We start from the raw sequence: 21,289 nt of genomic DNA, 5'->3' as shown, positions 1-21,289 counted from the left end.
CCGAGCTCTCCCTGAGCTCACACCTGCGGCCATCCTCGTTACGCCGATGGATGGCCGCCTTTTTCCTCAGAGCGGAGCGCGAAGGATGGCAACCCGGCAGACGCAACTTCTTGCGCGGTCGCTGTTGACCCCGGCCGTCGGGCTGCTGTTCATCTGGATGATCGTCCCGCTCGCGCTGACGCTCTATTTCTCGACGCTGCATTACAGCCTGCTCGATCCCGGCTCGGAAGCATTCGTCGGGCTCGAGAATTTCCGCTACTTCCTCACAGATCCCGCCTTTCTCGCCTCGCTCCAGAACACGCTGGTGCTGGTCGGCTCGGTTCTTGCGCTGACGATCCTGCTCGGCATTCCCCTGGCGCTGCTGATGGACCAGCCCGTGGTCGGCCGCAACTTCGTCCGGCTGATGGTGATCGCGCCGTTCTTCGTGATGCCGACGGTCAGCGCGCTGGTCTGGAAGAACCTGTTGATGCACCCGGTCTCCGGCCTGTTCGCCTGGCTCGCGAAGCTGGTCGGGCTGACGCCGGTCGATTGGTTCAACGACGTGCCGCTGTTCTCGGTAATCCTGATCGTCGCCTGGCAATGGCTGCCGTTCGCGACGCTCATTTTGCTCACCGCGCTGCAATCGCTCGACGAGGAGCAGAAGGAGGCGGCTGAGATGGATGGCGCCAGCGCGGTGTCGACCTTCATCTACATCACGCTGCCGCATCTGGCGCGCCCGATCACCGTGGTGATCCTGATCGAGACCATCTTCTTGCTCACGGTGTTCGCCGAGATCTTCGTCACCACCGGCGGCGGGCCGGGCCTGCAAACCACCAACATCGCCTTCCTGATCTATTCGCAGGCGTTGATCCAGTTCGACGTCGGCAGCGCGTCGGCGGGCGGCCTCGTCGCGGTCGTGATCGCCAACATCGTTGCCTTCTTCCTCGTCCGCATCGTCGGCCGCAATCTGGAGGCATAGACCATGGCGCGAATGGCGACGACGCAGCGGGTGGTGGTCTCGACGATCGGGGCATGGTTGTTCGGCTTCCTGATCTTCTTCCCGATTTTGTGGATGGTGCTGGCGAGCTTCAAGACCGAGCTCGAGGCCTTCGCCATCCCGCCGTCCTTCCTGTTCTTCCACTGGACCACGGAGAACTATGCGACCGTGCAGGAGCGCAGCGACTATCTGCACCATGCGCTGAACTCGATCATCATCGCCGGCGGCTCGACGCTGATTGCGTTGTTGATTGCGATCCCGGCGGCCTGGTCAATGGCGTTCTCGCCGACCAAGCGCACCAAGGACATTCTGCTCTGGATGCTCTCGACCAAGATGATGCCGCCGGTCGGCGTGCTGGTGCCGATCTACTTGATCTTCAAGACTTTCGGCTTGCTCGATTCCCGCATCGGCCTCGTCTTCATCCTCTGCCTCGGAAACCTGCCGATCGTGATCTGGATGCTGTTCACCTATTTCAAGGAGATCCCGCGCGACATCCTCGAAGCCGCGCGGATGGACGGCGCCACGATCGGCCGCGAGCTCGTCTATGTCCTGACGCCGATGGCGATCCCCGGGCTCGCATCGACCATGCTGCTCAATCTGATCCTGGCCTGGAACGAGGCGTTCTGGACGCTCAATCTGTCGACCTCGAACGCGGCGCCGCTCACCACCTTCATCGCGTCCTATTCCAGTCCGGAAGGACTGTTCTGGGCCAAGCTGTCAGCGGCCTCGACGCTGGCGATCGCGCCCATTCTCGTCCTCGGTTGGTTCAGCCAGAAGCAGCTCGTGCGCGGGCTCACCTTCGGCGCGGTCAAGTAAAAGGGGCTGCCGGATCATGGGTCAGATCACACTTCAGGACGTGCAGAAATCCTTCGGCCCCGTGCACATCATCAAGGGCGCCGACTTGGACATCACCGACGGCTCCTTCGTGGTGTTCGTCGGCCCCTCCGGCTGCGGCAAGACCACGCTCTTGCGCCTGATCGCCGGGCTCGAGGATGTCTCCGGCGGCAAGATTTTGATCGACGGCAAGAACGTCGTCGACACGCCGCCGGCGAAGCGCGGCCTGTCGATGGTGTTCCAGTCCTACGCGCTCTACCCACATATGAGCGTGCGCGGCAATATCGGCTTCGGCCTGAAGATGGCGGGCCTTCCCAAGGACGAGATCAACCGCAAGGTCGAGGCGGCCGCCGCCACTCTCAACCTCACGCCCTATCTCGACCGCAAGCCGCGCGAGCTCTCCGGCGGCCAGCGTCAGCGCGTCGCGATCGGCCGCGCCATCGTGCGCGAGCCCAAGGGGTTCCTGTTCGACGAGCCGCTGTCGAACCTCGATGCGGCGCTGCGCGTGCAGATGCGCATCGAGGTGACCCGGCTCCAGAAGCAGCTCGGCACCACCGCGATCTACGTCACCCACGACCAGGTCGAGGCCATGACCATGGCCGACAAGATCGTCGTGCTCAATGCCGGCAAGATCGAGCAATATGGCTCGCCGCTGGAGCTCTATGAGCGGCCCGCCAATCTGTTCGTTGCCGGCTTCATCGGCTCGCCCAAGATGAACTTGGTGACCGGTGAACCCGCCTTGCAGAAGGGCGCGGCGACGATCGGCGTACGGCCGGAGCATCTGAAGATCGAGCGTGACGGCGCTGGCGGCTGGCCGGGAACGATCACGGTGGCGGAACATCTCGGCAGCGACACGTTCCTTTATGTCGATGCGGGGCCGCTCGGGATGCTGACGGCGCGCTACATCGGCGAATTGAGCCTGCATGCCGGCGACCGCGTGTCGCTGGTGCCGGACCCCGCGCGCATCCACCGGTTCGACGCGGGCGGCAACGCGCTCCGTGGCTAACAAGAAACGGCAAGAAGACGGGAAGACCACCATGTACCTGGAAAAATTCAAGCTGAACGGCAAGACCGCGTTCATCACCGGCGGCGGGCAGGGCATCGGCCTTGGCTGTGCCGAGGCGCTGGCCGAAGCCGGCGCCAGGGTCGTGATCGGCGACCGCGACAGCAAGGTCGCCGACAGTGCGAAAGCCATCTTGAAGACCAAGGGTTTTGATGTCGAGACCGCGATCATGGACGTCACCGACACCAAGCGGGTGGCTGAGGTGGCGAACGATCTCGTCGCCCGCCACGGCAAGGTCGACATCCTCGTCAACAATGCCGGCATTGCGCGCAGCGAAACGCCGGCGGAGACCGTGACCGACGAGCATTGGCTCAATGTCATCGACGTCAACCTCAACGGCACCTTCTGGTGCTGTCGCGAGTTCGGCAAGCACATGCTGAAAGCGAAAAGCGGCGCCATCGTCAATGTCGGCTCGATGTCCGGCTTCATCGTCAACAAGCCGCAGGAGCAGTGCTTTTACAATGCCTCCAAGGCCGGCGTGCACCATCTGACCAAGTCGCTCGCGGCCGAATGGGGTGCGCGCGGCATCCGCGTCAACGCGGTGGCGCCGACCTATATCGACACGCCGCTCAACGCCTTCGTGAAAAGCACCCCGAAAATGTATGACGCCTGGATCGGTGGAACCCCGATGGCGCGGATGGGGCAGGTCGAGGAGATCGCCTCGGTCGTCTTGTTCCTGGCCTCGGAAGCCGCGAGCCTGATGACCGGCAGCATCGTGCTGGTGGATGGCGGCTACACTTGCTGGTAGGCTTGCGTCAAGACTGACGAGAGCTTCCGGGAGCAACAATGCCGCGAGCGTATATCGGCGTCGACGTGGGGACCACGAGCACGCGGGCAGGGGTGTTTGACGAGGCCGGCACCTTGCTTGCCACCGCCAGGCATCCGATCAGGATCTGGCATGAGGCCGGCGATCTCGTCGAGCAGTCGTCGTCCGACATCTGGGACGCCTGCGCGACATCGGTGAAGGCGGCGATGGCGGAAGCTGCCGTCGCGCCCGACAGCGTCGGCGGCATCGGCTTCGACGCCACCTGCTCGCTGGTCGTGCTCGACAAGCAAGGCGAGCCTGTCACCGTCAGTGGCTCCGGCGACAGGCAGCGCAACGTCATCGTCTGGATGGACCATCGCGCCACCGCGGAGGCACGGCTGATCAACGAGACCGAGGATGCCGTGCTGCGCTATGTCGGCGGCTCGATCTCGCCCGAGATGGAGATGCCGAAGCTGCTGTGGCTGAAGCGGCATCTGCGCGCGAGCTTTGACGCCGCCGGTCATTTCTTCGATCTGGCAGACTATTTGACCTGGCGCGCGACCGGCTCCTTGCAGCGCTCGACCTGCACCGTCACCTGCAAGTGGAACTATCTCGCCCATGATGGCGGCGGCTGGAGCGGCCAATTCTTCAAGCGCATCGGGCTCTCGGACTTCGTCAACGAAAAATACGCCCGCATCGGCACCGAGATCGTGGCGCCCGGTACGCGCCTCGGCACCGGCCTGACGCGCGCCGCCGCTGCCGATCTCGGCCTGTCGCCGGGTACGCCGGTCGGCGCCTCCCTGATCGACGCGCATGCCGGCGGCATCGGCGCGATCGGCGGCCGTGACGGATCGGGTGGTGCGACGGATGTCAGCGACCGGCTCGCCTATATCATGGGAACGTCGGCCTGCATCATGGCGACGACCACAGAGCCGTGCTTCGTGCCCGGTGTGTGGGGCCCTTATTATTCCGGCATGGTGCCGGATTTCTGGCTCAACGAGGGCGGCCAGTCGGCCGCGGGCGCGGCGATCGATCATCTCCTCAAGTCGCATCCCGGCCATGCCGAGGCGAGCGCGGCGGCGCGCAACGACGGACTCGATCTCATCGAATTCCTCGAGCGCCGCATCATCGCGCGTGCGGGCGATGCCAGCCGCGCAGCGCGGCTTGCCCGGGATATCCATGTGCTGCCCGAATTCATCGGCAACCGTTCGCCCTATGCCGACCCCGACACGCGCGCGGTAATCGCCGGTCTCGATCTCGACACCGATACCGGCGCGATGGAGCGGCTGTTCGTCGCCGGCCTGTGCGGGCTCGCTTATGGTCTCGCCGAAGTGATCGAGGTCTTTGCCGCACATGGCGTCCATGCAGGCCTCATGATCATGGGCGGCGGCGCCAGCCGCAGTCCGCTGGTGCGGCAGATCATGGCCGATACGACCGGCCTCACCGTCGCGCTGCCGCAGACCAAGGAGCCGGTGCTGCTCGGCGCAGCGATGCTGGGCGCGGTCGCCGGCGGTGCCTATTCATCGATCGGCGAGACCATGGCAAAGATGTCGGCGCTCGGACGCAAGAGCGAGCCGACCGCACCCGACATGGCGGCATTTCACCAACGCAAGCGCGAGGTCTACAAGCTGCTGCGCGAGGTCGATCGCGGCAGCCGTGCCGCGATGGCTGATATCGCCAAGAACATCGCCAAGAGTTGAAGGACACGTTGAAGGACATGCTGATTGCCTGCGGCGATGCGCTGATCGATTTCGTGCCGACGCGAACCGGCGACGGACGCGAGGCGGTGATGCCGGCCGTCGGCGGCTCCTGCCTCAACGTCGCGATCGGCATGGCGCGGCTGGGCGCGCCGACCGGATTCGTCGGCGGCATCTCGACCGATCTGTTCGGCCGCATGATCGCCGACCATGCAGCGGCGTCGAACGTCGAGCTCGATCTCGCCACCCGCAGCGACCACCAGACCACGCTCGCCTTCGTCCGCATCGTCGCGGGTGAATCGCATTACGCCTTCTACGATGCCGAAACCGCGACGCGGAGCTGGACCTACCGGCGCGGATCCATTCCCTTCGACACGGTCGAAGCCGTCCATGTCGGCTCGACCACGCTGGTCAACGACCAGGGCGCGGCCGAGGCCAAGGCGCTGATCGCTGACGCACGGAGCTCATCGACGATCTCGTTCGATCCGAACTGCCGCCCCAATCTGGTCAAGGACAAGCCGGCCTATCTCGTGCGCATGGCGGAGTTCGCGAGGGACGCCGACCTCGTCAAGATGTCTGATATCGACTTCGCCTATCTGCATGGCGAGGAGCCCTGTCAGCAGCGCGCGAGCGCGCTGCTCGGGCAGGGGACGAGCCTCGTCGTCATTACCCGCGGCAACAGCGGTGCCATCGCCTGGCACGCAAGCGCCGGGCAGATCGAGGTGCAGGCGCCCACGGTCGCGGTCGCCGACACCATCGGCGCCGGCGACAGTTTTCAGGCCGCGCTGCTGTTCGCCCTGCACAAGCAGGGACGGCTTGCCCGAGAACGGCTCAAGGACATCAGCACCGACGAGCTTCGCCGCGCGCTGTCCTTTGCCGCCAATTGCGCCGGTCTCACCTGCACCCGCCCGGGCGCCGATCCGCCCTGGATTAGCGAGATCAATTGGAGCTGGTAGCCCGCGTCACAGCCGCGCGACGACCTTCTCGGCACATTTGATAAACGTCCGGATCAGCGGGCTCTGCGAATCCCGCCGCCAGCACACCGCGATGTCGATGGAGTCGCTCGCATCGCGCAGCGGCCGGAACACGATGCCGCGCGGCGCGCCGAGTTTTGCGCAAGCTGGCAGGATCGCAAGGCCTTCGCCGGAGAGGACGAGGCTCATCGCCGAATGCACCGTCTCGACCCGGCTCGCGATCGGCATCACGATCTGATGCCGCCGCAACAGGGCCGCGACCGCGGAGGAGGCGGGATCCCGCTCCGGCGGCGGGAGCGCGATCAGCGGACGGCCCTGCAATTTCGCCATCGGCACCGCGCCGAGCCGCGCCAGCGGCGAGCGGATCGGCATCGCCAGCATGAAGGGTTGCGCGCCGATCCTCGCCACCTGGATTTCGGGGTGATGGATCGCCGGCATGCACAGCGCGACCGTGACGCTGCGGTCGAGCAGCCGCGCCTCGCGCGTCGAAGCGCTGAGGTCGACGAAATCGAGATCGACGCCGGGCACGGAGCGCCGCAGCTCGGGGATCAGCCGCGGCAACACCGCATTCGCCAGCACGAACATGTAGCCGACCGACAGCCGGCCGCGTCGCCCCGAAGCCACCGCGCGCGCGGCTTCGGCGCCGTCGGCCGCAAGCGCCAGCGCCTCGCCGGCGCGCGCCATCAGCGCCTGGCCGGCCTCGGTCAGGTCCATGCCGCGCGTGCCGCGGCGGAACAGCGGCGCGCCGATTTCGGCCTCCAGCTTGCGGATCTGCACCGAGAGCGGCGGCTGCGCCATCCGCAGCCGCTCGGCCGCCTTGCCGACGCTGCGCGCCTCGGCGACGGCGACGAAATAGCGGAGCCGGCGAAGATCCATAGGCATACCGAAAACGTATGGGTTGGCCACCAAAATCGTATTGGACGGCGAGTTAACAAAACTGTCATTCTCGCTGTCAATACCTTGTCAAATGCCTTGGCCAACGAGGGCCGGGCTTCGGAGCGTGATGTGACGATGAACGGCGATCCCTGCCTGCTGTCCGCAACCGAATTGCGCGGCCTGGTCGCCGCCAGGAAGATCTCGCCGGTCGAGATCATCAGCGCCGTGCTCGCGCGCGCGGAAGCGCTCCAGGGCGAGTTGAACTGCTTCATCACGATCTGCGGCGACGAGGCGATCGCCGAGGCGCGCACCGCCGAGCGCAAAGTCATGGCCGGCGAGCCGCTCGGCCTGCTGCACGGGCTCCCCGTCACTGTCAAGGACATCGTCAACACCAAAGGCGTGAGGACGACCTTCGGCGCCGTGCCCTACAAGGACAATGTGCCGGCCGAGGATGCCGTCGCGGTCGCAAAGCTGCGCGCCGAGGGCGCGATCCTGATCGGCAAGACCACGACACCCGAATTCGGCAGCAAATGCCTGACCGACTCGCCGCTGTTCGGCCGCACCCGCAACGCCTGGAGCGCGGAGCGCTCCTCCGGCGGCTCCAGCGGTGGCGCGGCGGTGGCGGTGGCGAGCGGTATCGCGCCGCTGGCAATTGCGACCGACGGCGGCGGCTCGACGCGGATTCCGGCCGCCTGCAACGGCGTGGTGGGCTTGAAGCAGAGCAATGGCGTGATCGCGCACAGCCAGGCGCTCGACGCGTTCGGCAACCAGACCTATGTCACGCCGACCACGCGCACCGTCGCCGACACCGCGCTGATGATGCAGGCGATGGCCGGCGAGGACGCTTGCGATCCCTGGTCGATCGGCGTCCCCGTGCCGGATTTCATCGGCACCGCCGCCCCGCGCGGCGACCTGCGCGGGCAAAAGATCCTGTTCTGCGCCTCGCCGCCCGGGCGCCCGGTGTCGGCCGACGTTGCCGCGAGCTTCAAGGCGAGCCTCGATCGGCTTGCGAGCCTCGGGGCCGAGCTCGAAGAGTTTTCCGGCGAGGGGTTTGACATCGAGCCGATCTGGCGCGCCATCAACCACACGGTCTGGCGCACGCGCTTTGCCAAGCTCGTGGCCGAGCATGGCAGCGCCTTAAGCGAAGCCTTCATCAAGCAGGTCGCGCTGGCGACCAATGTCAGCGGCGTCGCCTATCAGGAGGCGATGTTCGCGCGCACGGCGTTGTTCCGTCGCGTGCAATCCCTGCTTGCGCGCGGGCACCTTCTGGCGATGCCGACCACCACCCGCACCGCGCTGCCGATCGAGCAGGACCTGTTCGGCACCATCGAGATCGACGGCCAGCAGTTTGACAGCGTCCGGCCGCACTGGTTCCCCTGGACCATGCCGTTCAACATGACCGGCCACCCCGCGATCAGTCTGCCCTGCGGCTTCGGCCGCGACGGCCTGCCGATCGGGCTTCAGCTCGTCGGCCGCTTCCGAGAGGACGCGGAATTGCTGCGTGTCAGCGCGCTGTTCGAGGCCTCGCAAGACCTTTTGTCTCGGCGGCCCGGTTGAGATGGGGCCCATGCCGCAAAGGGCTTGCGTCGGGCGCCCGGACATGTTGATCGTGCCGCTGATGAGCCCTGACTCCGAGCGCGCATGAGCGTATTTTTTCTCCGTCGTCTCCTGACCTTGCTGGCGACGCTGGTCGGCGCATCCGTGATCATTTTCCTGGTGCTGGACGCGCTTCCGGGCAATGCCGCGCAGATGCTGATGGGCGCCGACGCCTCGGCCGACGCGGTCCGTGCGCTCACCGTCAAGCTCGGGCTCGATCAGCCGCTGGCCATCCGCTATCTGCAATGGATCAAGGGGCTCTTGGTCGGCGATCTCGGCAATTCCTATGTCTACGGCACGCCGGTCGGTAGCCTGATCGCGGAGCGGCTGGTGCTGACCATTCCGCTCGCGATCATGTCGATGCTGATCACGGTGACGCTGGCGCTCTCGGCCGGCATCTACACCGCCGCCAACCACAACAAGCTCGGCGATGTCGGCGTGATGTCGCTGACGCAAGTGGGCATCGCGCTGCCGAACTTCTGGTTCGCGATTCTTCTCGTCCTCTTGTTTGCGGTACGGCTGCAATGGCTCTCCGCCGGCGGCTTTGCCGGCTGGGAGGACGGCATCTGGCCCGGCATCAAGTCGCTACTGCTGCCGGCGATCTCGCTGGCCGTAGTGCAGGCCGCAATCCTTGCGCGCGTCACCCGTTCGGCCGTGCTCGAAGTGCTCCGCGAAGATTTCGTCCGCACCGCGCGCGCAAAGGGGCTCGGCAAGCGCGAGGTGCTGTGGAGCCATGTGCTGCGCAACGCCATGATCCCCGTCATGACGGTGATGGGGCTGCAATTCGCCAATCTGCTCGCCGGCACCATCGTGATCGAGAACGTGTTCTATCTGCCGGGCCTGGGACGATTGATCTTCCAGTCGATCGCCAACCGCGACCTCATCGTGGTGCGCAACTGCGTGATGCTGCTTGCGGCCATGGTCGTCATCGTCAATTTCGTGGTCGATATCCTCTATGCCTTCATCGATCCCCGCATCAAGGTGCACGATTTGTGAGCGCGCCATTCGCCACCGCCGTTGACGCACCGGCGCATCCTCTCCCGGCCAAAACCTTCTGGGGCCGCGCGCTGCGCCATCGCAGCTTTGTGCTGGGCGGCGCGCTCAGCCTGCTCGTGCTCGCCGCGGCGCTGCTGTCGCTGGTATGGACGCCGTGGTCGCCCTATGAAATCGACATCGCCTCGAAACTCCAGCCGCCGTCGGCGGCGCATTGGCTCGGAACCGATTCCTTCGGCCGCGACATCGTCTCGCTGCTGCTCGCCGGCGCCCGCTCCACCATCCTGGTCGGCATCATCGCGGTCTCGATCGGTCTCACCTTCGGTGTCTGCCTCGGCCTGATCGCCTCGGCCAAGCGCGGCTGGACCGAAGAGATCATCATGCGCTTCTCGGATTTCACCTTCGCCTTTCCGGCCGTGCTCTCCGCAATCATGCTCGCCGCGGTGGTGGGTCCGGGCATGGTGACGTCGATCATCGCGATCGGCATCTTCCAGATCCCGACGCTGATCCGGCTGACGCGCGGCTCGGCCAACGCGATCTGGGCGCGCGAATTCGTGCTGGCGGCGCGCGCCTCGGGCAAGGGCAAATTCCGCATCACCATCGAGCACGTCTTGCCAAATATCCTGTCAATCCTGATCGTGCAGGCGACCATCCAGTTCGCGCTCGCCATTCTGGCCGAGGCCGCGCTGTCCTATCTCGGTCTCGGCACGCAGCCGCCGCAGCCGTCCTGGGGCCGCATGCTGAACGACGCGCAGACGCTGCTGTTCCAGTCGCCGATGCTCGCGGTCTATCCGGGTGCGGCGATCGCCATCGCCGTGCTCGGCCTCAATCTGCTCGGCGACGGTCTTCGCGATCTGCTCGATCCCAGACTGGCGCGGGAGCGATGATCATGACGGGTTCCGCAACCGCACCGCTGATCGAGGTCGCTGGTCTCGGCGTTCGCCTCAACACCAGCCGCGGCCCGGCGCAGGCCGTGCGCGGCGTCAGCTTTTCCTTGAAGCGCGGCGAGACGCTCGGGCTCGTCGGCGAATCCGGCTGCGGCAAGTCGGTCACCGCGCTGTCGCTGACGGGCCTGTTGCCGGACAGCGCGGTCGTCACCGGCAGCATCAAGCTGGATGGCAATGAGCTCGCGCGGCTGCCCGATGCGGATTATTGCAAGCTGCGCGGCAACCGCATCAGCATGATCTTCCAGGAGCCGATGACGGCGCTGAATCCGATGCATACGATCGGCCATCAGGTCGCCGAGCCGCTGCGGCGTCACAAGAAATATTCCGCCGCACAGGCGCGCAAGGAGGCGATCGCCTTGCTCGACCGCGTCGGATTGCCCGACCCGGCCAAACGCATCGATGCCTATCCGCACCAGTTCTCCGGCGGCCAGCGCCAGCGCGTGACGATCGCCATGGCGCTCGCCTGCGAGCCGGACCTTCTGATCGCCGACGAGCCGACCACGGCGCTCGACGTCACCATCCAGGGGCAGATCCTCGATCTGATCGCCGATCTCGTCGAGGAGCGCGGCATGTCGATGATCCTGATCTCGCACGATCTCGGCGTCATCGCCGAGAACGTGCAGCGCATGATGGTGATGTATGGCGGCACCGTGGTCGAGAGCGGGCCGACCGACGAGGTGTTCCGCCGCATGGGGCATCCCTATACGCAGGGCCTGTTCCGCGCCCGCCCGCGGCTCGGCGCGCGCAAGGGCACGCGGCTGATGACGATCTCGGGCACGGTGCCGGAGCTTGCCGATCTGCCGGCCGGCTGCGCCTTCGGCGAGCGCTGCCCGCTGGTCGAGGACAAATGCCGCTCGGCGCTGCCGCCGATGGTCGAGGTCGGTCCGGGTCATGGGGTCCGCTGCGTGCGCACCGACGTCTCGATGGCCGCCAATGTCGGAGCGCTGTCCGCATGAGCACAGCACCCCTTCTCGACGTCAAAAATCTCGAGCAGCGCTACACGCTGCCGCGCGAAAGCCTGTTCCGGCCGCCCGGCCAGGTGCGCGCGCTCAACGGCGTCAGCGTGCAGGTCGCTAGCGGCAAGAGTCTCGGCATTGTCGGCGAGTCCGGTTCCGGCAAGTCCACTTTTGCGCGCGTCGCGATGGCGCTGGAGCGGCCGACCTCGGGGCAGGTCGCTATGCTCGGCCGCGACCTCAATCAGATCTCCGCCGACGAGCTGCGCCGTGCGCGGCGCGATTTCCAGATGGTGTTTCAGGATCCCTATGGCTCGCTCGATCCGCGCCAGACCATCGCGCGCATCGTCGCCGAACCGTTGACCGTGCTCGAGAACGCCGACCGTGCCACCTTCCGCGAGCGTGTCGCCGCGGTGCTACGCCAGGTCGGCTTGCGCGATGCCGACATGGACAAATATCCGCACGAGTTCTCCGGCGGCCAGCGCCAGCGCATCGCGATCGCGCGCGCGCTGATCACCCAGCCAAAACTGATCGTCGCCGACGAGCCGGTCTCCGCGCTCGACGTCTCCGTGCAGGCCCAGGTGTTGAACCTGATGCAGGACCTCCAGGAGCAGTTCGGGCTGAGCTACGTCCTGATCAGCCACGACCTCGCCGTGGTCGACTACCTCTGCGACGAGGTCGCGGTGATGTATCTCGGCCGGATCGTCGAGCAGGGCCGGCCGGAGGATCTGTTCGAGCGTTGCGCCCATCCCTATACGCGGGCGCTGCTGGACGCCGTGCCGCGGGCGCGCGCCGGCGGCGGCCGGCGCCGGCGCGGGGCCCAGGCGATCGCCTCGCAATCGGCGGCGGCAACGGGGTGTCCCTATGTCGCGCGCTGTACGCTCGCCGACCAGCATTGCCGCGAGGCCCTGCCTGAGCTACGCAAGGTCGGCGAGGGCCATCTCGCCGCCTGTCACAAGGCGGAAGCCGTGATGGCGTTGCCGCCGCTTGCTGCGGAGGGTTAGTCTCGGGCGCAGGATTGGCGTAGACTGGGAATTGAGAAGGCAGGGGAGTTACGCATGTTCAGGAAATTATCCATCGTCGCATTCACTGCCGCGCTTGTCGCGGCGCCGCTGCCGGTGCTGGCGCAAGGCAAGAAGGACAGCGTCGTTACGGCAATGTCGCTGGAGCCGCCGGGCCTCGATCCGACCAATGCCGCCGCCGCCGCAATCGCCGAGGTCACGCTCTACAACATCTATGAGACCCTGACCAAGATCAACGAGAACGGCTCGGTCTCCCCGCTGCTGGCCGAAAGCTGGACCGCGTCGCCCGACCTGAAGACCTACACTTTCAAGCTGCGCAAGGGTGTCAAATTCCAGAACGGCGAGCCGTTCGATTCCGCGGCCGTCAAATTCTCGTTCGAGCGCAATGGCGCGCCGACCAGCACCAACAAGGACAAGAGCCTGTTTCAGGCCTTCGAGAAGGTCGACGCGCCCGACGCCGACACGATCGTGATCTCGCTGAAATATTCCGAGCCGAACTTGCCGTTCCTTCTGGGGCAAGCCAGCGGCTCGATCGTCGAGCCGAAGAGCGCAGCCACCAACGCGACCCAGCCGGTCGGCACCGGGCCCTATCAGCTCGGCGCCTGGGCCAAAGGCTCCTCGATCACCCTGAACAAATGGGCCGACTATCGCAGCGCCGCCGCGATCAAGCTCTCCAAGGTGACGATCCGCTTCATCTCCGATCCGGCCGCGCAGATCGCTGCGCTCTTGTCGGACGACGTCGACGCGTTCCCGCGCGTCACGGCGGCGCGTGCCTTGCCCCAGTTCAAGGCCGATCCGCGTTTCACGGTGCTGGTCGGCGGCTCCAAGGCCAAGACCATCGTCGCCATCAACGAGCGCAAGAAGCCGCTCGACGACGTCCGTGTCCGCCGCGCCATCCTTGCCGCGATCGACCGCAAGGCCATGATCGACGGTGCCGTCGATGGCTTCGGCACGCCGATCGGCAGCTTCTACGTGCCCGGATCGCTCGGCTATGTCGACACCACCGGCATCAACCCTTACGATCCCGAGAAGGCCAAGAAGCTCCTCGCCGAGGCCGGCGTCACCACGCCGCTCGAGCTGTCGCTCAAGCTGCCGCCGCCGGGCTATGCACGGCAGGGCGGTGAAATCCTCGCAGCCCAGCTCGCCAAGGTCGGCATCGTCGCCAAGATCGAGAACGTCGAATGGGCGCAATGGCTGTCGCAGGTGTTCGCCGGCAACGGCCCGCACAATTACGACCTCACCATCGTCAGCCATGTCGAGCCGTTCGACCTCGTCAAAATCACCGAGCCGGACTACTATCTCGGCTACAACAACGAGGCCTTCAACGCGCTCTACAAGCAGATCGTGTCGACACCCGACGAAGCCGCACGCGCAAAACTTCTCGGCGATGCCCAGCGCATGCTGGCGACCGACGCCGTCGCCGGCTACCTGTACCAGCCGCAGCTGATCACCATCACCAACAAGAAGCTGAAGGGCGTCTGGAAAGACGTCCCGCAGTTCGAGAACGATTTCTCGACGTGGGCTTGGGAGTAGGCACGAGGCCCGTTGTTGTGCCCTCTCCCCTTGCGTGAGAGGGCAGGAGACAGCAGAAGGCTGCCGGACGAGCTCGGCCTGCATGGTTCGAGACGCCCGCTTTGGCGGGCTTCTCACCATGAGGGATATCTCGCCGCAAAACGCGACCTCATCCCGAGGGCCCGCCGCAGGCGGGCGTCTCGAAGGATGGCTGCAAGCGGGTTGATCGCCGCGTGATTGCCCGCTCTGCGCGAAGTGCTTGCAACATTCCGGTTGTTGCCGATTCTTCCTGCACTTTTTGCTTGCGGAATTGCCGAAAAGCGACTGATCGATGGCACTTTTACTTAATAATTTGCCGCTATGTTCATCATGTTTCTGGGCAGATTCGTTTCGTTGCTATTTTTCGGTGTCGCAAATGGCACCCTCTTGGGGGACTTTGCAATGCCGGCGCCCGGCTCCTATCGCTCGCGCATCCTTGCCGGAACGATCGCATCGGCAGCGCTCGGCATGCTCGGCTTCAGCACGATCGGCTTTGGCGCCGCCGTGGTTGGCGAGAGCCGCAAGGTCGAGATCACGCAGAAGGCGCCGAGCGGTATCGACGCACTGAAGGCGCTGTACCGCAGGCCCGCCTCGATCCCTTTCCCGAAGGACAATCCCTACACCCCCGAGAAGGCCGCTCTCGGCAAGAAGCTCTATTTCGACACGCGCCTCTCGGTGACCTCCGCGCAGTCATGCGCGAGCTGCCATAGTCCGGGCTTCGGCTGGGGTGACGGGCTCGCGGTCGGCGTCGGTCACGGCATGGCCAGGCTCGGGCGCCATTCGCCGACCATCGTCAACGCCGCCTGGAGCGCGATCTTCATGTGGGATGGGCGGCTTCCGACGCTGGAAGATCAGGCGCTCGGTCCGATCCAGTCGCCCGGCGAGATGAACATGAAGCTCGACGATCTGATGGCGCGGCTGGCGAGCATTCCCGAATACAAGCCGATGTTCGAGACGACCTTTCCCGGTCAGGGCATGAAGGCCAAGACCCTTGCGCAGGCGATCGCCACCTATGAGCGCACGGTCGTCTCGGAGCGCGCGCCGTTTGACGCCTGGATCGAAGGCAGCGAAAAGGCCATCTCCGAAGACGCCAAGCGTGGCTTCGCATTGTTCAACGGCAAGGCGCAATGCGCCGCCTGCCACGAGGGCTGGAACTTCACCAACGAGGGCTTTCAGGATATCGGCTTGCCGAGCACCGACATCGGCCGTGGCGAATACCTTCCCGGCGTCATTAAGATGCAGCACGCGTTCAAGACGCCCGGCCTGCGCGAGATCAGCCGTCGCAGTCCTTTCATGCATGACGGCTCGCTCGCGACGCTCGAAGCGGTCGTCGATCACTATGACCATGGCGGCGTCGACCGTCCCAGCCGGTCCGACCTCATGCGCCCGCTCAGCCTGACCGCTCAGGACAAGGCCGACCTCGTTGCGTTCCTCAAGACGTTGACCAGCGAGCTCGAGCCCACGGCCGTGCCGGTCCTTCCACGCTGAACCTCAAGGATATTCTCATGCGCACAATCGCTTTGTTCACTTGCGTGATCGTCGCCGGTTTCTCGGTCGGCGCCTTTGCCGCGACCGAAATGATCCACCAGCAGGGACGTGCCTTCTCCGTCGAGAGCATCTCGGTCAAGAAGGGCGAAGCCGTCACCTTCCTGAATGACGACACCGTGCCGCACAATATCATGTCGGCCAGCAAGGGCAACGAGTTCAACCTGGGTTCGCAGGCGCCTGGTACATCGACGGATGTCACCTTCAAGGAAGCAGGCGATGTGCAGGTGATCTGCGCCATTCACCCGCGCATGAAGATGATGGTCAAGGTGACCGACTAGAGCAGACTCTTGGTTTGAAGCGTTTCTTTACGCGAACCGGTATCCACTTCGCTTGAAAACGCTCTATCCGAGGCACCGGAGATTGACGATGTCGATACGCTACAAGATTTTCGCCGCCTTCAGCGTCGTCGTCCTGCTCGCCTGCGGCATCGCCTTCTACGGTATCCGCGCCATCGGCAACTCCGGCGACCTGGTCGTGCGTCTCTATGACGGCCCCCTGATGGGGATCAACCACGCGCGCTCCGCCCATGCCGGATTGCACGATGCGCGTCTTGTGCTCCAGCGTGGACTGGTCGCGGGAAGCTCCAGCGAACTGGTCGCGCAATTCGAAAAGCTGGTGCGCGGCACCACCGAAGACCTGAACGTGGTGCGTGAGCGTGTCCCGTCGCCCAGCGTCACGGCGACGCGCGAAAAGGTCGAAGCTCAGCTCAGGGATTGGTCGGGGGCCGTGCTCAAGGTCCTGAAGCCGGTGCCGGGCGGCACGACGGAGATCCCGACGAGCTTCGTCCTCGCGCAGCAGGGCGACCGGCTGATGGCGTCGATCGACGATCTCGTCGAGCTCGTGGCGGCATACGGATATGAGTATCGCACGGCGGCGGAAGGAGCCGTGGAATCCGCGCGGACGACGATGCTGTCGATCGCCGTCGGAACCGTCGCAATCGGGTTGATCATCGCGCTTGCATTCACGTATTCGATGAGCCGGCCGATCTCCGCCGCGGTGCGGGTCGCCGAACGCGTGGCGGCGGGCAACTTCGCAGACGATATCGTGGTCCGTCGCCGCGACGAGCTCGGCCGTCTTCTCACCTCGCTTGCGGTCATGCAGGCGAGCCTCAAGACCCGCGCCGACGGCGATCTTGCCGTGAGCATCGCCAAGGATCAGAGCAGCGCGGAGCAGACCAGTCGCCGCCAGCGTCTAGAAGCCGAGATCGATGCCTTCCGCTCCGCCTTCAGCGCGGTCTTGAGCCACACCGCGCGCATGACCGGCGAGTTGACCGACACCGCACAGAGCCTGGCCTCGACCTCACGGTCTGCCGGCGCACAATCGAACGAGGCGGCCTCGACCGCGAAGGAAACCTCGGCCAATGTCCAGACGGTGGCGACCGCCGCGACCCAGCTCGGGCAATCCGTGCAGGCGATCACGGCCCAGCTTGCAGACGCCACCACGATCGTGCAGCGCGCCTCCGGCATGGCGGAATCCGCCAACCAGACCATCGGCAGGCTGGCGAGCGCCGCGCAGCAGATCGACGAGGTGGTCGGCTTCATCCGGACCATCGCCGGCCAGACCAACCTGCTGGCGCTGAACGCCACGATCGAGGCTGCGCGCGCCGGCGAGGCGGGCCGGGGCTTTGCGGTCGTCGCCTCGGAGGTGAAGGCGCTGGCGACGCAGACGGCCAAGGCGACCGAGGAGATTTCGTCGCAGATCACCGAGGTGCAGTCGGCGACCCGGCTGGCGGTCGAGAACGTCGGCGCGATCGCGCTGATCATCGGCGACATCGACGGGTTTACGGGGCGGATCGCGGCTGCGGTCGCGCAGCAGAACGCCGCGGCCGGCGAGATATCCAGGAATATCGGGCAGGCGGCCGCCGGCACGGCGCAGGTCGCGCGCAGCATTGCCGGAACGGCAGAGGCGACCGACACCGCCAACCGCACCGCCGACATGGTTCTCGCCACCGCGCACGATTTGTCCGGCCAGGCCACGCAGCTGCGTTCGTCGGTGGACCGCTTCCTGTCCAACGTCGCGGCGTAGCAGACGATTTCGGAATAATAGTATTATGCCCCTGTTTTGCCCGACGAGTCAAACCGTCCTGTGGCCTGCGCGCGCAAGTCGTTGATTTCGCTGTCCCGGGTACTGTGCATGGGGTTGTTTTTCAGTTTTTGATGTTTGACTACGCCGCCGCAGGCAAATCCGGATCGGCAATCGCACCCGCGACGCGCACCCGCACGCGCAGCGCGTTGCCGGGTAGGTAGGCGATCGGCATGTCCTCGACGTCGACGGTCTTGAGGCTGTCGCGTGCAGCACCGGCCTGAACGGCACGGTCGGCGGCGATATCGCGCGCGGCGGCGATCGCATCCTCGCGGCTGAGATCGCGGAACACCTGATCGGCCTCGCCGGAGACTTGCGCGATCGCAGCACCCACCGCATTGGCGCAGTCGCCATGCGGCACGCGCACGATCTCGGAAATGCCGGGCAGGCGGTCCGGTACCAGGAAGGCGCCGCCGCCGACCGCGAGCAGCGGCACGTCGCCGGCTTCGGTCTTCATGCGGTCGATGTCTTCCTCGAGCTTGCGCCAGGCATCGCGCAGCGCGGCCTCGATCAGGCGCTTGGGCAGATTGGCGACGCGTGAGCGGTCGCCGATATCGATCAGACCTGCGGCCACTGCGATGTCGGTGGCTGTCAGGCGCGAGCCGCCGAACACCAGCGCATCCGATGTCAGTCGGTAGCCGACGCTGAGCGGACCGACGCGAACCGGATCCTCATCGACATGGCTGCCGCCGCCGAGCCCGATCGAGAGCAGATCGGGCATCCGGAACAGCGTGCGCACGCCGCCGACCTCGACCACGGCATTGGCTTCGCGCGGAAAGCCGTGGCGGAGCTGGCCGATGTCGCTCGTCGTGCCGCCGACATCCACGACCATGGCGTCGTCGAGGCCGGACAGATGCGCGGCGCCCCGCATGGAGTTGGTGGCGCCGGAGGCAAAGCTCATCACCGGGAAGGCGGTGGCGATCTCGGCCTGCATCACCGTGCCGTCGTTCTGAGTCAGGAACAGCGGCGCATCGATGCCGCTGTCGGCGATCGCCTTGCGGAACGCCGCGACGGTCGTGATGGCGAGATCATGCAGGGAAGCGTTGAGCAGCGCGGCGTTCTCGCGCTCGAGCAGGCCGATGCGGCCGAGATCGTGCGACAGCGTCACCGCGACATCCGGGCAGATGTCGGCGAGGATCTCGCGCGCGGTGGTTTCGCAGGACGGATCGAGCGGGGAGAAGCTCGAGCACACCGCGACCGAGCGCAAGCCAGCGTCCTTGATCTTTCGCGCGGCCTCCTTGAGGCCGGCGGTGTCGAGCGGCATGAACGGGCGGCCGTCGTAATCATGGCCGCCTTCGAGCATGAAGCTCTCGCCATTGACCAGCGAGGCGAGGTCCGCGGGCCAGTCGCAAAACGGCGGCAGTGAGGCGCTGGCGGGCATGCCGATGCGGATTGCGGCGATCTTCTGGACGTGGCGGCGTTGCACCACCGCGTTAATGAAGTGCGTGGTGCCGATCACGACCGCATCGACCTTCACCGCCGCTGTGGGCTCGGCGCGCAACGCCTTCAACGCGTCGAGGATGCCCGACGTCACGTCGGCCGTGGTCGGACGCTTGACGGAATGAACGACCTTCTCGTCGACGATCAGCACGGCGTCCGTGTTGGTGCCGCCGACATCGATGCCAATGCGCTTCATGGGATCTTAAGCTCCGGCCGCAGCGGGCGAGAAGAGGGAACGGTAGTCGAGGTCGTAGCCGAAGGCGCGCGGGCCGACGAATTCCAGACCGCGGGGGGATGTGAGCACGGGTGGCGCGGGCAGCGCCACCACGGTGACGCGCTGGCCGTAACGCACGGTCTCAGTGCCGACACCGTGGCCGTTGACACTGTCGAGCACGCAGATCAAATCGGGCGACGTCGCAATCGCCTCCTCGCCACGCCAAGCCACGACCCATTCATTCTGGAACGACAGCTTGAGCCGGCTGCCGCGATCGGCATCGCTGCCCTCGATCGTGGCCGAGCCGCGCAAGAATCCTTCTGTGGTGCGCCGGGCGACGTCGACGACCTTGCCGGTGAACAGTTTTTTGCCGCCTTCGGTCGAAAGCAGCGCCGCGATCGGGTCTTCGTGACGGCGGTTGGCTTCCTGCACGGCGCGGCCGATGCGGATCGCCTTGGTGGTGGTGAAGTGGATGCCCCAGTCCTTCACTTCGCGCCCGGTGCGCGGCGCCTTGCTGGTGGAAGCGATCGAGCCCATCTCGACGCAGATCTTGCGGCTGGCGCGCTCCATCCATTTCCAGCTCGGCACCTTCGTCACCACGGCTTCGATGCCGCGCGGATCGTAAAGCGTGCAGGGGTAGGGGCGCAGGTCGCCGATTGCGACCGAGGTCATCTGCGCCTCGGGGAAGGCGCGGCCCATGCAGTCGGCGTCGACCACGGGGACGCCGAGATGGGCGGCCGCCATCAGCGCCTGCACGCCATTGCCGCCGCCGATCTCGACCGACATCACCGCGCGGAACTTGATGTTGTTGATCTCCTCCTGCATGCGTACGGCGCGGGCGATGTTGCGGCTGTCGGCGAGGCGCTCCTGCCCGACCAGCGGCGCGCCCATGTTGGAGACCACGGCGACCCAGTCGTCGTCGTTGAGGTCGAGCGGCGACATCAATTGCACGCGGTGGCCCTCGGCATAGAGCCGGCGCAGATTGAGCAGGCCGAGATAGGGGCTGCCGCCGCCGCCGGTGCCGAGGATCCAGGCGCCGACCGCGAGCGCCTCGATCTCCTCGAGGCTGATCGTCTTCAATTCCGCACTTCTCACGACACCAGCTCCTCGACAATGCGGGCCGCGGCGGCAATGCCGAGGATCACGGGCCCGGGATAGGCGGTGCGCACGCGCGCCTTGTTGGCACTCGAGTAGCTGATGCAGTCCATCACCACGAGATCGGGCTCGAGGTCGGCCATGGTGCGTGCGGCTTCGTCGACGGCGGCATCGCTGGAGCCGGGGCGGAGCGTGATACCGACCACCTCGACGCCGTCGCGCTGCCATTTCTTGTCGATCAGCGCGGTCTGTTCGGGCAGCGGCGAGAACACGCCGAGCCGGCCCTTCGGCAGCACGGCCTCGACCAGATTGTGCAGCACGGCCGAAGGCAGAATGACGAGGCCATCGGCCGCGAGATTGGGGAATTTCCCGGTGCAGGCCATCAGCGTCACGCCGACGCCCTCGTGCTTGAAGCGGGTGATCTGCTGGCTCGCGCGCCGCTCGACCTCCTTCTTGCTGATGGTGACGCCGTCGCCGCTCGGAAGCAGCGTGAACAGCGTGTCGTAGCCATCCATCGGCGGAATGGCGTCGATCTCGGCGCGGCTCATGCCGTCGAGCGCGCCGCGCAGCTCGATCTGGATTCCCGGCGACAGCACCGCAGCGATTTCGGCGGCGACGGTGGGGCGCGGGCTCTGGCCGATCACGACCACCCCGATGCGCTGATGCTTCAATGGCATGTTCAT

19 protein-coding genes are annotated in these 21,289 nt (G+C 65.9%); 15 read left to right on the top strand and 4 right to left on the bottom strand.

Annotated features, from left to right (window positions below; all coding sequences use genetic code 11):
- The first annotated feature begins 85 nt into the window (after window positions 1–85).
- From IC761_RS23435 to IC761_RS23410, 6 genes are read left to right on the top strand one after another with little or no spacing between them, the layout of a single operon-like run.
- A complete protein-coding gene (locus IC761_RS23435; RefSeq protein WP_195798991.1) occupies window positions 86–958 on the top strand; it encodes a carbohydrate ABC transporter permease in 873 nt (290 codons plus the stop codon).
- A gap of 3 nt (window positions 959–961) precedes the next feature.
- Entirely contained in the window at window positions 962–1,792 is an 831-nt protein-coding gene (locus IC761_RS23430; protein ID WP_195798990.1) for a carbohydrate ABC transporter permease, read from the top strand.
- A 16-nt stretch (window positions 1,793–1,808) separates the two neighbouring features.
- Entirely contained in the window at window positions 1,809–2,816 is a 1,008-nt protein-coding gene (locus IC761_RS23425; protein ID WP_195798989.1) for an ABC transporter ATP-binding protein, read from the top strand.
- A 31-nt stretch (window positions 2,817–2,847) separates the two neighbouring features.
- A complete protein-coding gene (locus tag IC761_RS23420; RefSeq protein WP_195798988.1) occupies window positions 2,848–3,621 on the top strand; it encodes an SDR family NAD(P)-dependent oxidoreductase in 774 nt (257 codons plus the stop codon).
- 38 nt (window positions 3,622–3,659) lie between these two features.
- The gene (locus IC761_RS23415; protein ID WP_195798987.1) at window positions 3,660–5,318 is read left to right on the top strand and encodes an FGGY-family carbohydrate kinase; all 1,659 of its coding nucleotides are present in this window, start codon (window positions 3,660–3,662) and stop codon (window positions 5,316–5,318) included.
- A gap of 17 nt (window positions 5,319–5,335) precedes the next feature.
- Window positions 5,336–6,271: a carbohydrate kinase family protein gene (locus IC761_RS23410; RefSeq protein WP_195804751.1), complete on the top strand. Its 936-nt coding sequence runs from the start codon at window positions 5,336–5,338 to the stop codon at window positions 6,269–6,271.
- 6 nt (window positions 6,272–6,277) lie between these two features.
- Here IC761_RS23410 and IC761_RS23405 read toward each other — a convergent pair whose 3' ends face one another.
- The gene (locus IC761_RS23405; protein ID WP_195798986.1) at window positions 6,278–7,165 is read right to left on the bottom strand and encodes a LysR substrate-binding domain-containing protein; all 888 of its coding nucleotides are present in this window, start codon (window positions 7,163–7,165) and stop codon (window positions 6,278–6,280) included.
- A 135-nt stretch (window positions 7,166–7,300) separates the two neighbouring features.
- Here IC761_RS23405 and IC761_RS23400 point away from each other — a divergent pair, with 135 nt between their 5' ends.
- The 9 genes from IC761_RS23400 to IC761_RS23360 all read left to right on the top strand — a co-directional run bounded on the left by IC761_RS23400 (window position 7,301) and on the right by IC761_RS23360 (window position 17,800).
- Entirely contained in the window at window positions 7,301–8,722 is a 1,422-nt protein-coding gene (locus IC761_RS23400; protein WP_195804750.1) for an amidase, read from the top strand.
- An 84-nt stretch (window positions 8,723–8,806) separates the two neighbouring features.
- Window positions 8,807–9,757, top strand: a complete 951-nt coding sequence (locus IC761_RS23395) for an ABC transporter permease (protein WP_195798985.1) — start codon at window positions 8,807–8,809, stop codon at window positions 9,755–9,757.
- Entirely contained in the window at window positions 9,754–10,641 is an 888-nt protein-coding gene (locus tag IC761_RS23390) for an ABC transporter permease (RefSeq protein ID WP_195798984.1), read from the top strand. Before IC761_RS23395 ends, IC761_RS23390 begins: the two co-directional genes overlap by 4 nt.
- A gap of 2 nt (window positions 10,642–10,643) precedes the next feature.
- Entirely contained in the window at window positions 10,644–11,657 is a 1,014-nt protein-coding gene (locus IC761_RS23385; RefSeq protein ID WP_195798983.1) for an ABC transporter ATP-binding protein, read from the top strand.
- The gene (locus tag IC761_RS23380; protein ID WP_195798982.1) at window positions 11,654–12,658 is read left to right on the top strand and encodes an ABC transporter ATP-binding protein; all 1,005 of its coding nucleotides are present in this window, start codon (window positions 11,654–11,656) and stop codon (window positions 12,656–12,658) included. The genes IC761_RS23385 and IC761_RS23380 overlap by 4 nt, the downstream gene beginning before the upstream one ends.
- A 54-nt stretch (window positions 12,659–12,712) precedes the next feature.
- On the top strand, window positions 12,713–14,209 hold the full coding sequence (locus IC761_RS23375; protein WP_195798981.1) for an ABC transporter substrate-binding protein: 1,497 nt from the start codon (window positions 12,713–12,715) through the stop codon (window positions 14,207–14,209).
- 420 nt (window positions 14,210–14,629) lie between these two features.
- A complete protein-coding gene (locus tag IC761_RS23370; protein ID WP_195798980.1) occupies window positions 14,630–15,715 on the top strand; it encodes a cytochrome-c peroxidase in 1,086 nt (361 codons plus the stop codon).
- A gap of 17 nt (window positions 15,716–15,732) precedes the next feature.
- Window positions 15,733–16,053, top strand: coding sequence for a plastocyanin/azurin family copper-binding protein (locus IC761_RS23365; protein WP_195798979.1), 321 nt, complete (start codon window positions 15,733–15,735; stop codon window positions 16,051–16,053).
- Between the two features lie 88 nt (window positions 16,054–16,141).
- Window positions 16,142–17,800, top strand: coding sequence for a methyl-accepting chemotaxis protein (locus tag IC761_RS23360; protein WP_195798978.1), 1,659 nt, complete (start codon window positions 16,142–16,144; stop codon window positions 17,798–17,800).
- A gap of 139 nt (window positions 17,801–17,939) precedes the next feature.
- On the opposite strand, the gene IC761_RS23355 is transcribed toward IC761_RS23360, so the two are convergent.
- The 3 genes from IC761_RS23355 to IC761_RS23345 are packed head-to-tail and all read right to left on the bottom strand — an operon-like array spanning window position 17,940 to window position 21,289.
- The gene (locus IC761_RS23355; protein ID WP_195798977.1) at window positions 17,940–19,493 is read right to left on the bottom strand and encodes a hydantoinase/oxoprolinase N-terminal domain-containing protein; all 1,554 of its coding nucleotides are present in this window, start codon (window positions 19,491–19,493) and stop codon (window positions 17,940–17,942) included.
- Window positions 19,494–19,499: 6 nt separating this feature from the next.
- Window positions 19,500–20,606, bottom strand: coding sequence for an S-methyl thiohydantoin desulfurase family protein (locus IC761_RS23350; protein WP_195798976.1), 1,107 nt, complete (start codon window positions 20,604–20,606; stop codon window positions 19,500–19,502).
- Window positions 20,603–21,289, bottom strand: a complete 687-nt coding sequence (locus tag IC761_RS23345) for an AroM family protein (protein WP_195798975.1) — start codon at window positions 21,287–21,289, stop codon at window positions 20,603–20,605. The genes IC761_RS23350 and IC761_RS23345 overlap by 4 nt, the downstream gene beginning before the upstream one ends.

Origin of the sequence: Bradyrhizobium commune, from assembly GCF_015624505.1 — a bacterium.
GTDB lineage: Bacteria > Pseudomonadota > Alphaproteobacteria > Rhizobiales > Xanthobacteraceae > Bradyrhizobium > Bradyrhizobium commune.
The sequence above is the reverse complement of the archived record's forward strand: the minus strand, read 5'-3'. Positions and strand labels throughout refer to the sequence as shown.

What these genes read in the sequence shown, in the direction of transcription:
- IC761_RS23345 (WP_195798975.1), bottom strand. Translation starts at nt 21,289, where the DNA reads ATGAACATGCCATTGAAGCATCAGCGCATCGGGGTGGTCGTGATCGGC.
- IC761_RS23395 (WP_195798985.1), top strand. Translation starts at nt 8,807, where the DNA reads ATGAGCGTATTTTTTCTCCGTCGTCTCCTGACCTTGCTGGCGACGCTG.
- IC761_RS23405 (WP_195798986.1), bottom strand. Translation starts at nt 7,165, where the DNA reads ATGGATCTTCGCCGGCTCCGCTATTTCGTCGCCGTCGCCGAGGCGCGC.
- IC761_RS23385 (WP_195798983.1), top strand. Translation starts at nt 10,644, where the DNA reads ATGACGGGTTCCGCAACCGCACCGCTGATCGAGGTCGCTGGTCTCGGC.
- IC761_RS23355 (WP_195798977.1), bottom strand. Translation starts at nt 19,493, where the DNA reads ATGAAGCGCATTGGCATCGATGTCGGCGGCACCAACACGGACGCCGTG.
- IC761_RS23425 (WP_195798989.1), top strand. Translation starts at nt 1,809, where the DNA reads ATGGGTCAGATCACACTTCAGGACGTGCAGAAATCCTTCGGCCCCGTG.
- IC761_RS23410 (WP_195804751.1), top strand. Translation starts at nt 5,336, where the DNA reads ATGCTGATTGCCTGCGGCGATGCGCTGATCGATTTCGTGCCGACGCGA.
- IC761_RS23370 (WP_195798980.1), top strand. Translation starts at nt 14,630, where the DNA reads ATGCCGGCGCCCGGCTCCTATCGCTCGCGCATCCTTGCCGGAACGATC.
- IC761_RS23435 (WP_195798991.1), top strand. Translation starts at nt 86, where the DNA reads ATGGCAACCCGGCAGACGCAACTTCTTGCGCGGTCGCTGTTGACCCCG.
- IC761_RS23430 (WP_195798990.1), top strand. Translation starts at nt 962, where the DNA reads ATGGCGCGAATGGCGACGACGCAGCGGGTGGTGGTCTCGACGATCGGG.
- IC761_RS23400 (WP_195804750.1), top strand. Translation starts at nt 7,301, where the DNA reads ATGAACGGCGATCCCTGCCTGCTGTCCGCAACCGAATTGCGCGGCCTG.
- IC761_RS23380 (WP_195798982.1), top strand. Translation starts at nt 11,654, where the DNA reads ATGAGCACAGCACCCCTTCTCGACGTCAAAAATCTCGAGCAGCGCTAC.
- IC761_RS23415 (WP_195798987.1), top strand. Translation starts at nt 3,660, where the DNA reads ATGCCGCGAGCGTATATCGGCGTCGACGTGGGGACCACGAGCACGCGG.
- IC761_RS23365 (WP_195798979.1), top strand. Translation starts at nt 15,733, where the DNA reads ATGCGCACAATCGCTTTGTTCACTTGCGTGATCGTCGCCGGTTTCTCG.
- IC761_RS23375 (WP_195798981.1), top strand. Translation starts at nt 12,713, where the DNA reads ATGTTCAGGAAATTATCCATCGTCGCATTCACTGCCGCGCTTGTCGCG.
- IC761_RS23360 (WP_195798978.1), top strand. Translation starts at nt 16,142, where the DNA reads ATGTCGATACGCTACAAGATTTTCGCCGCCTTCAGCGTCGTCGTCCTG.
- IC761_RS23420 (WP_195798988.1), top strand. Translation starts at nt 2,848, where the DNA reads ATGTACCTGGAAAAATTCAAGCTGAACGGCAAGACCGCGTTCATCACC.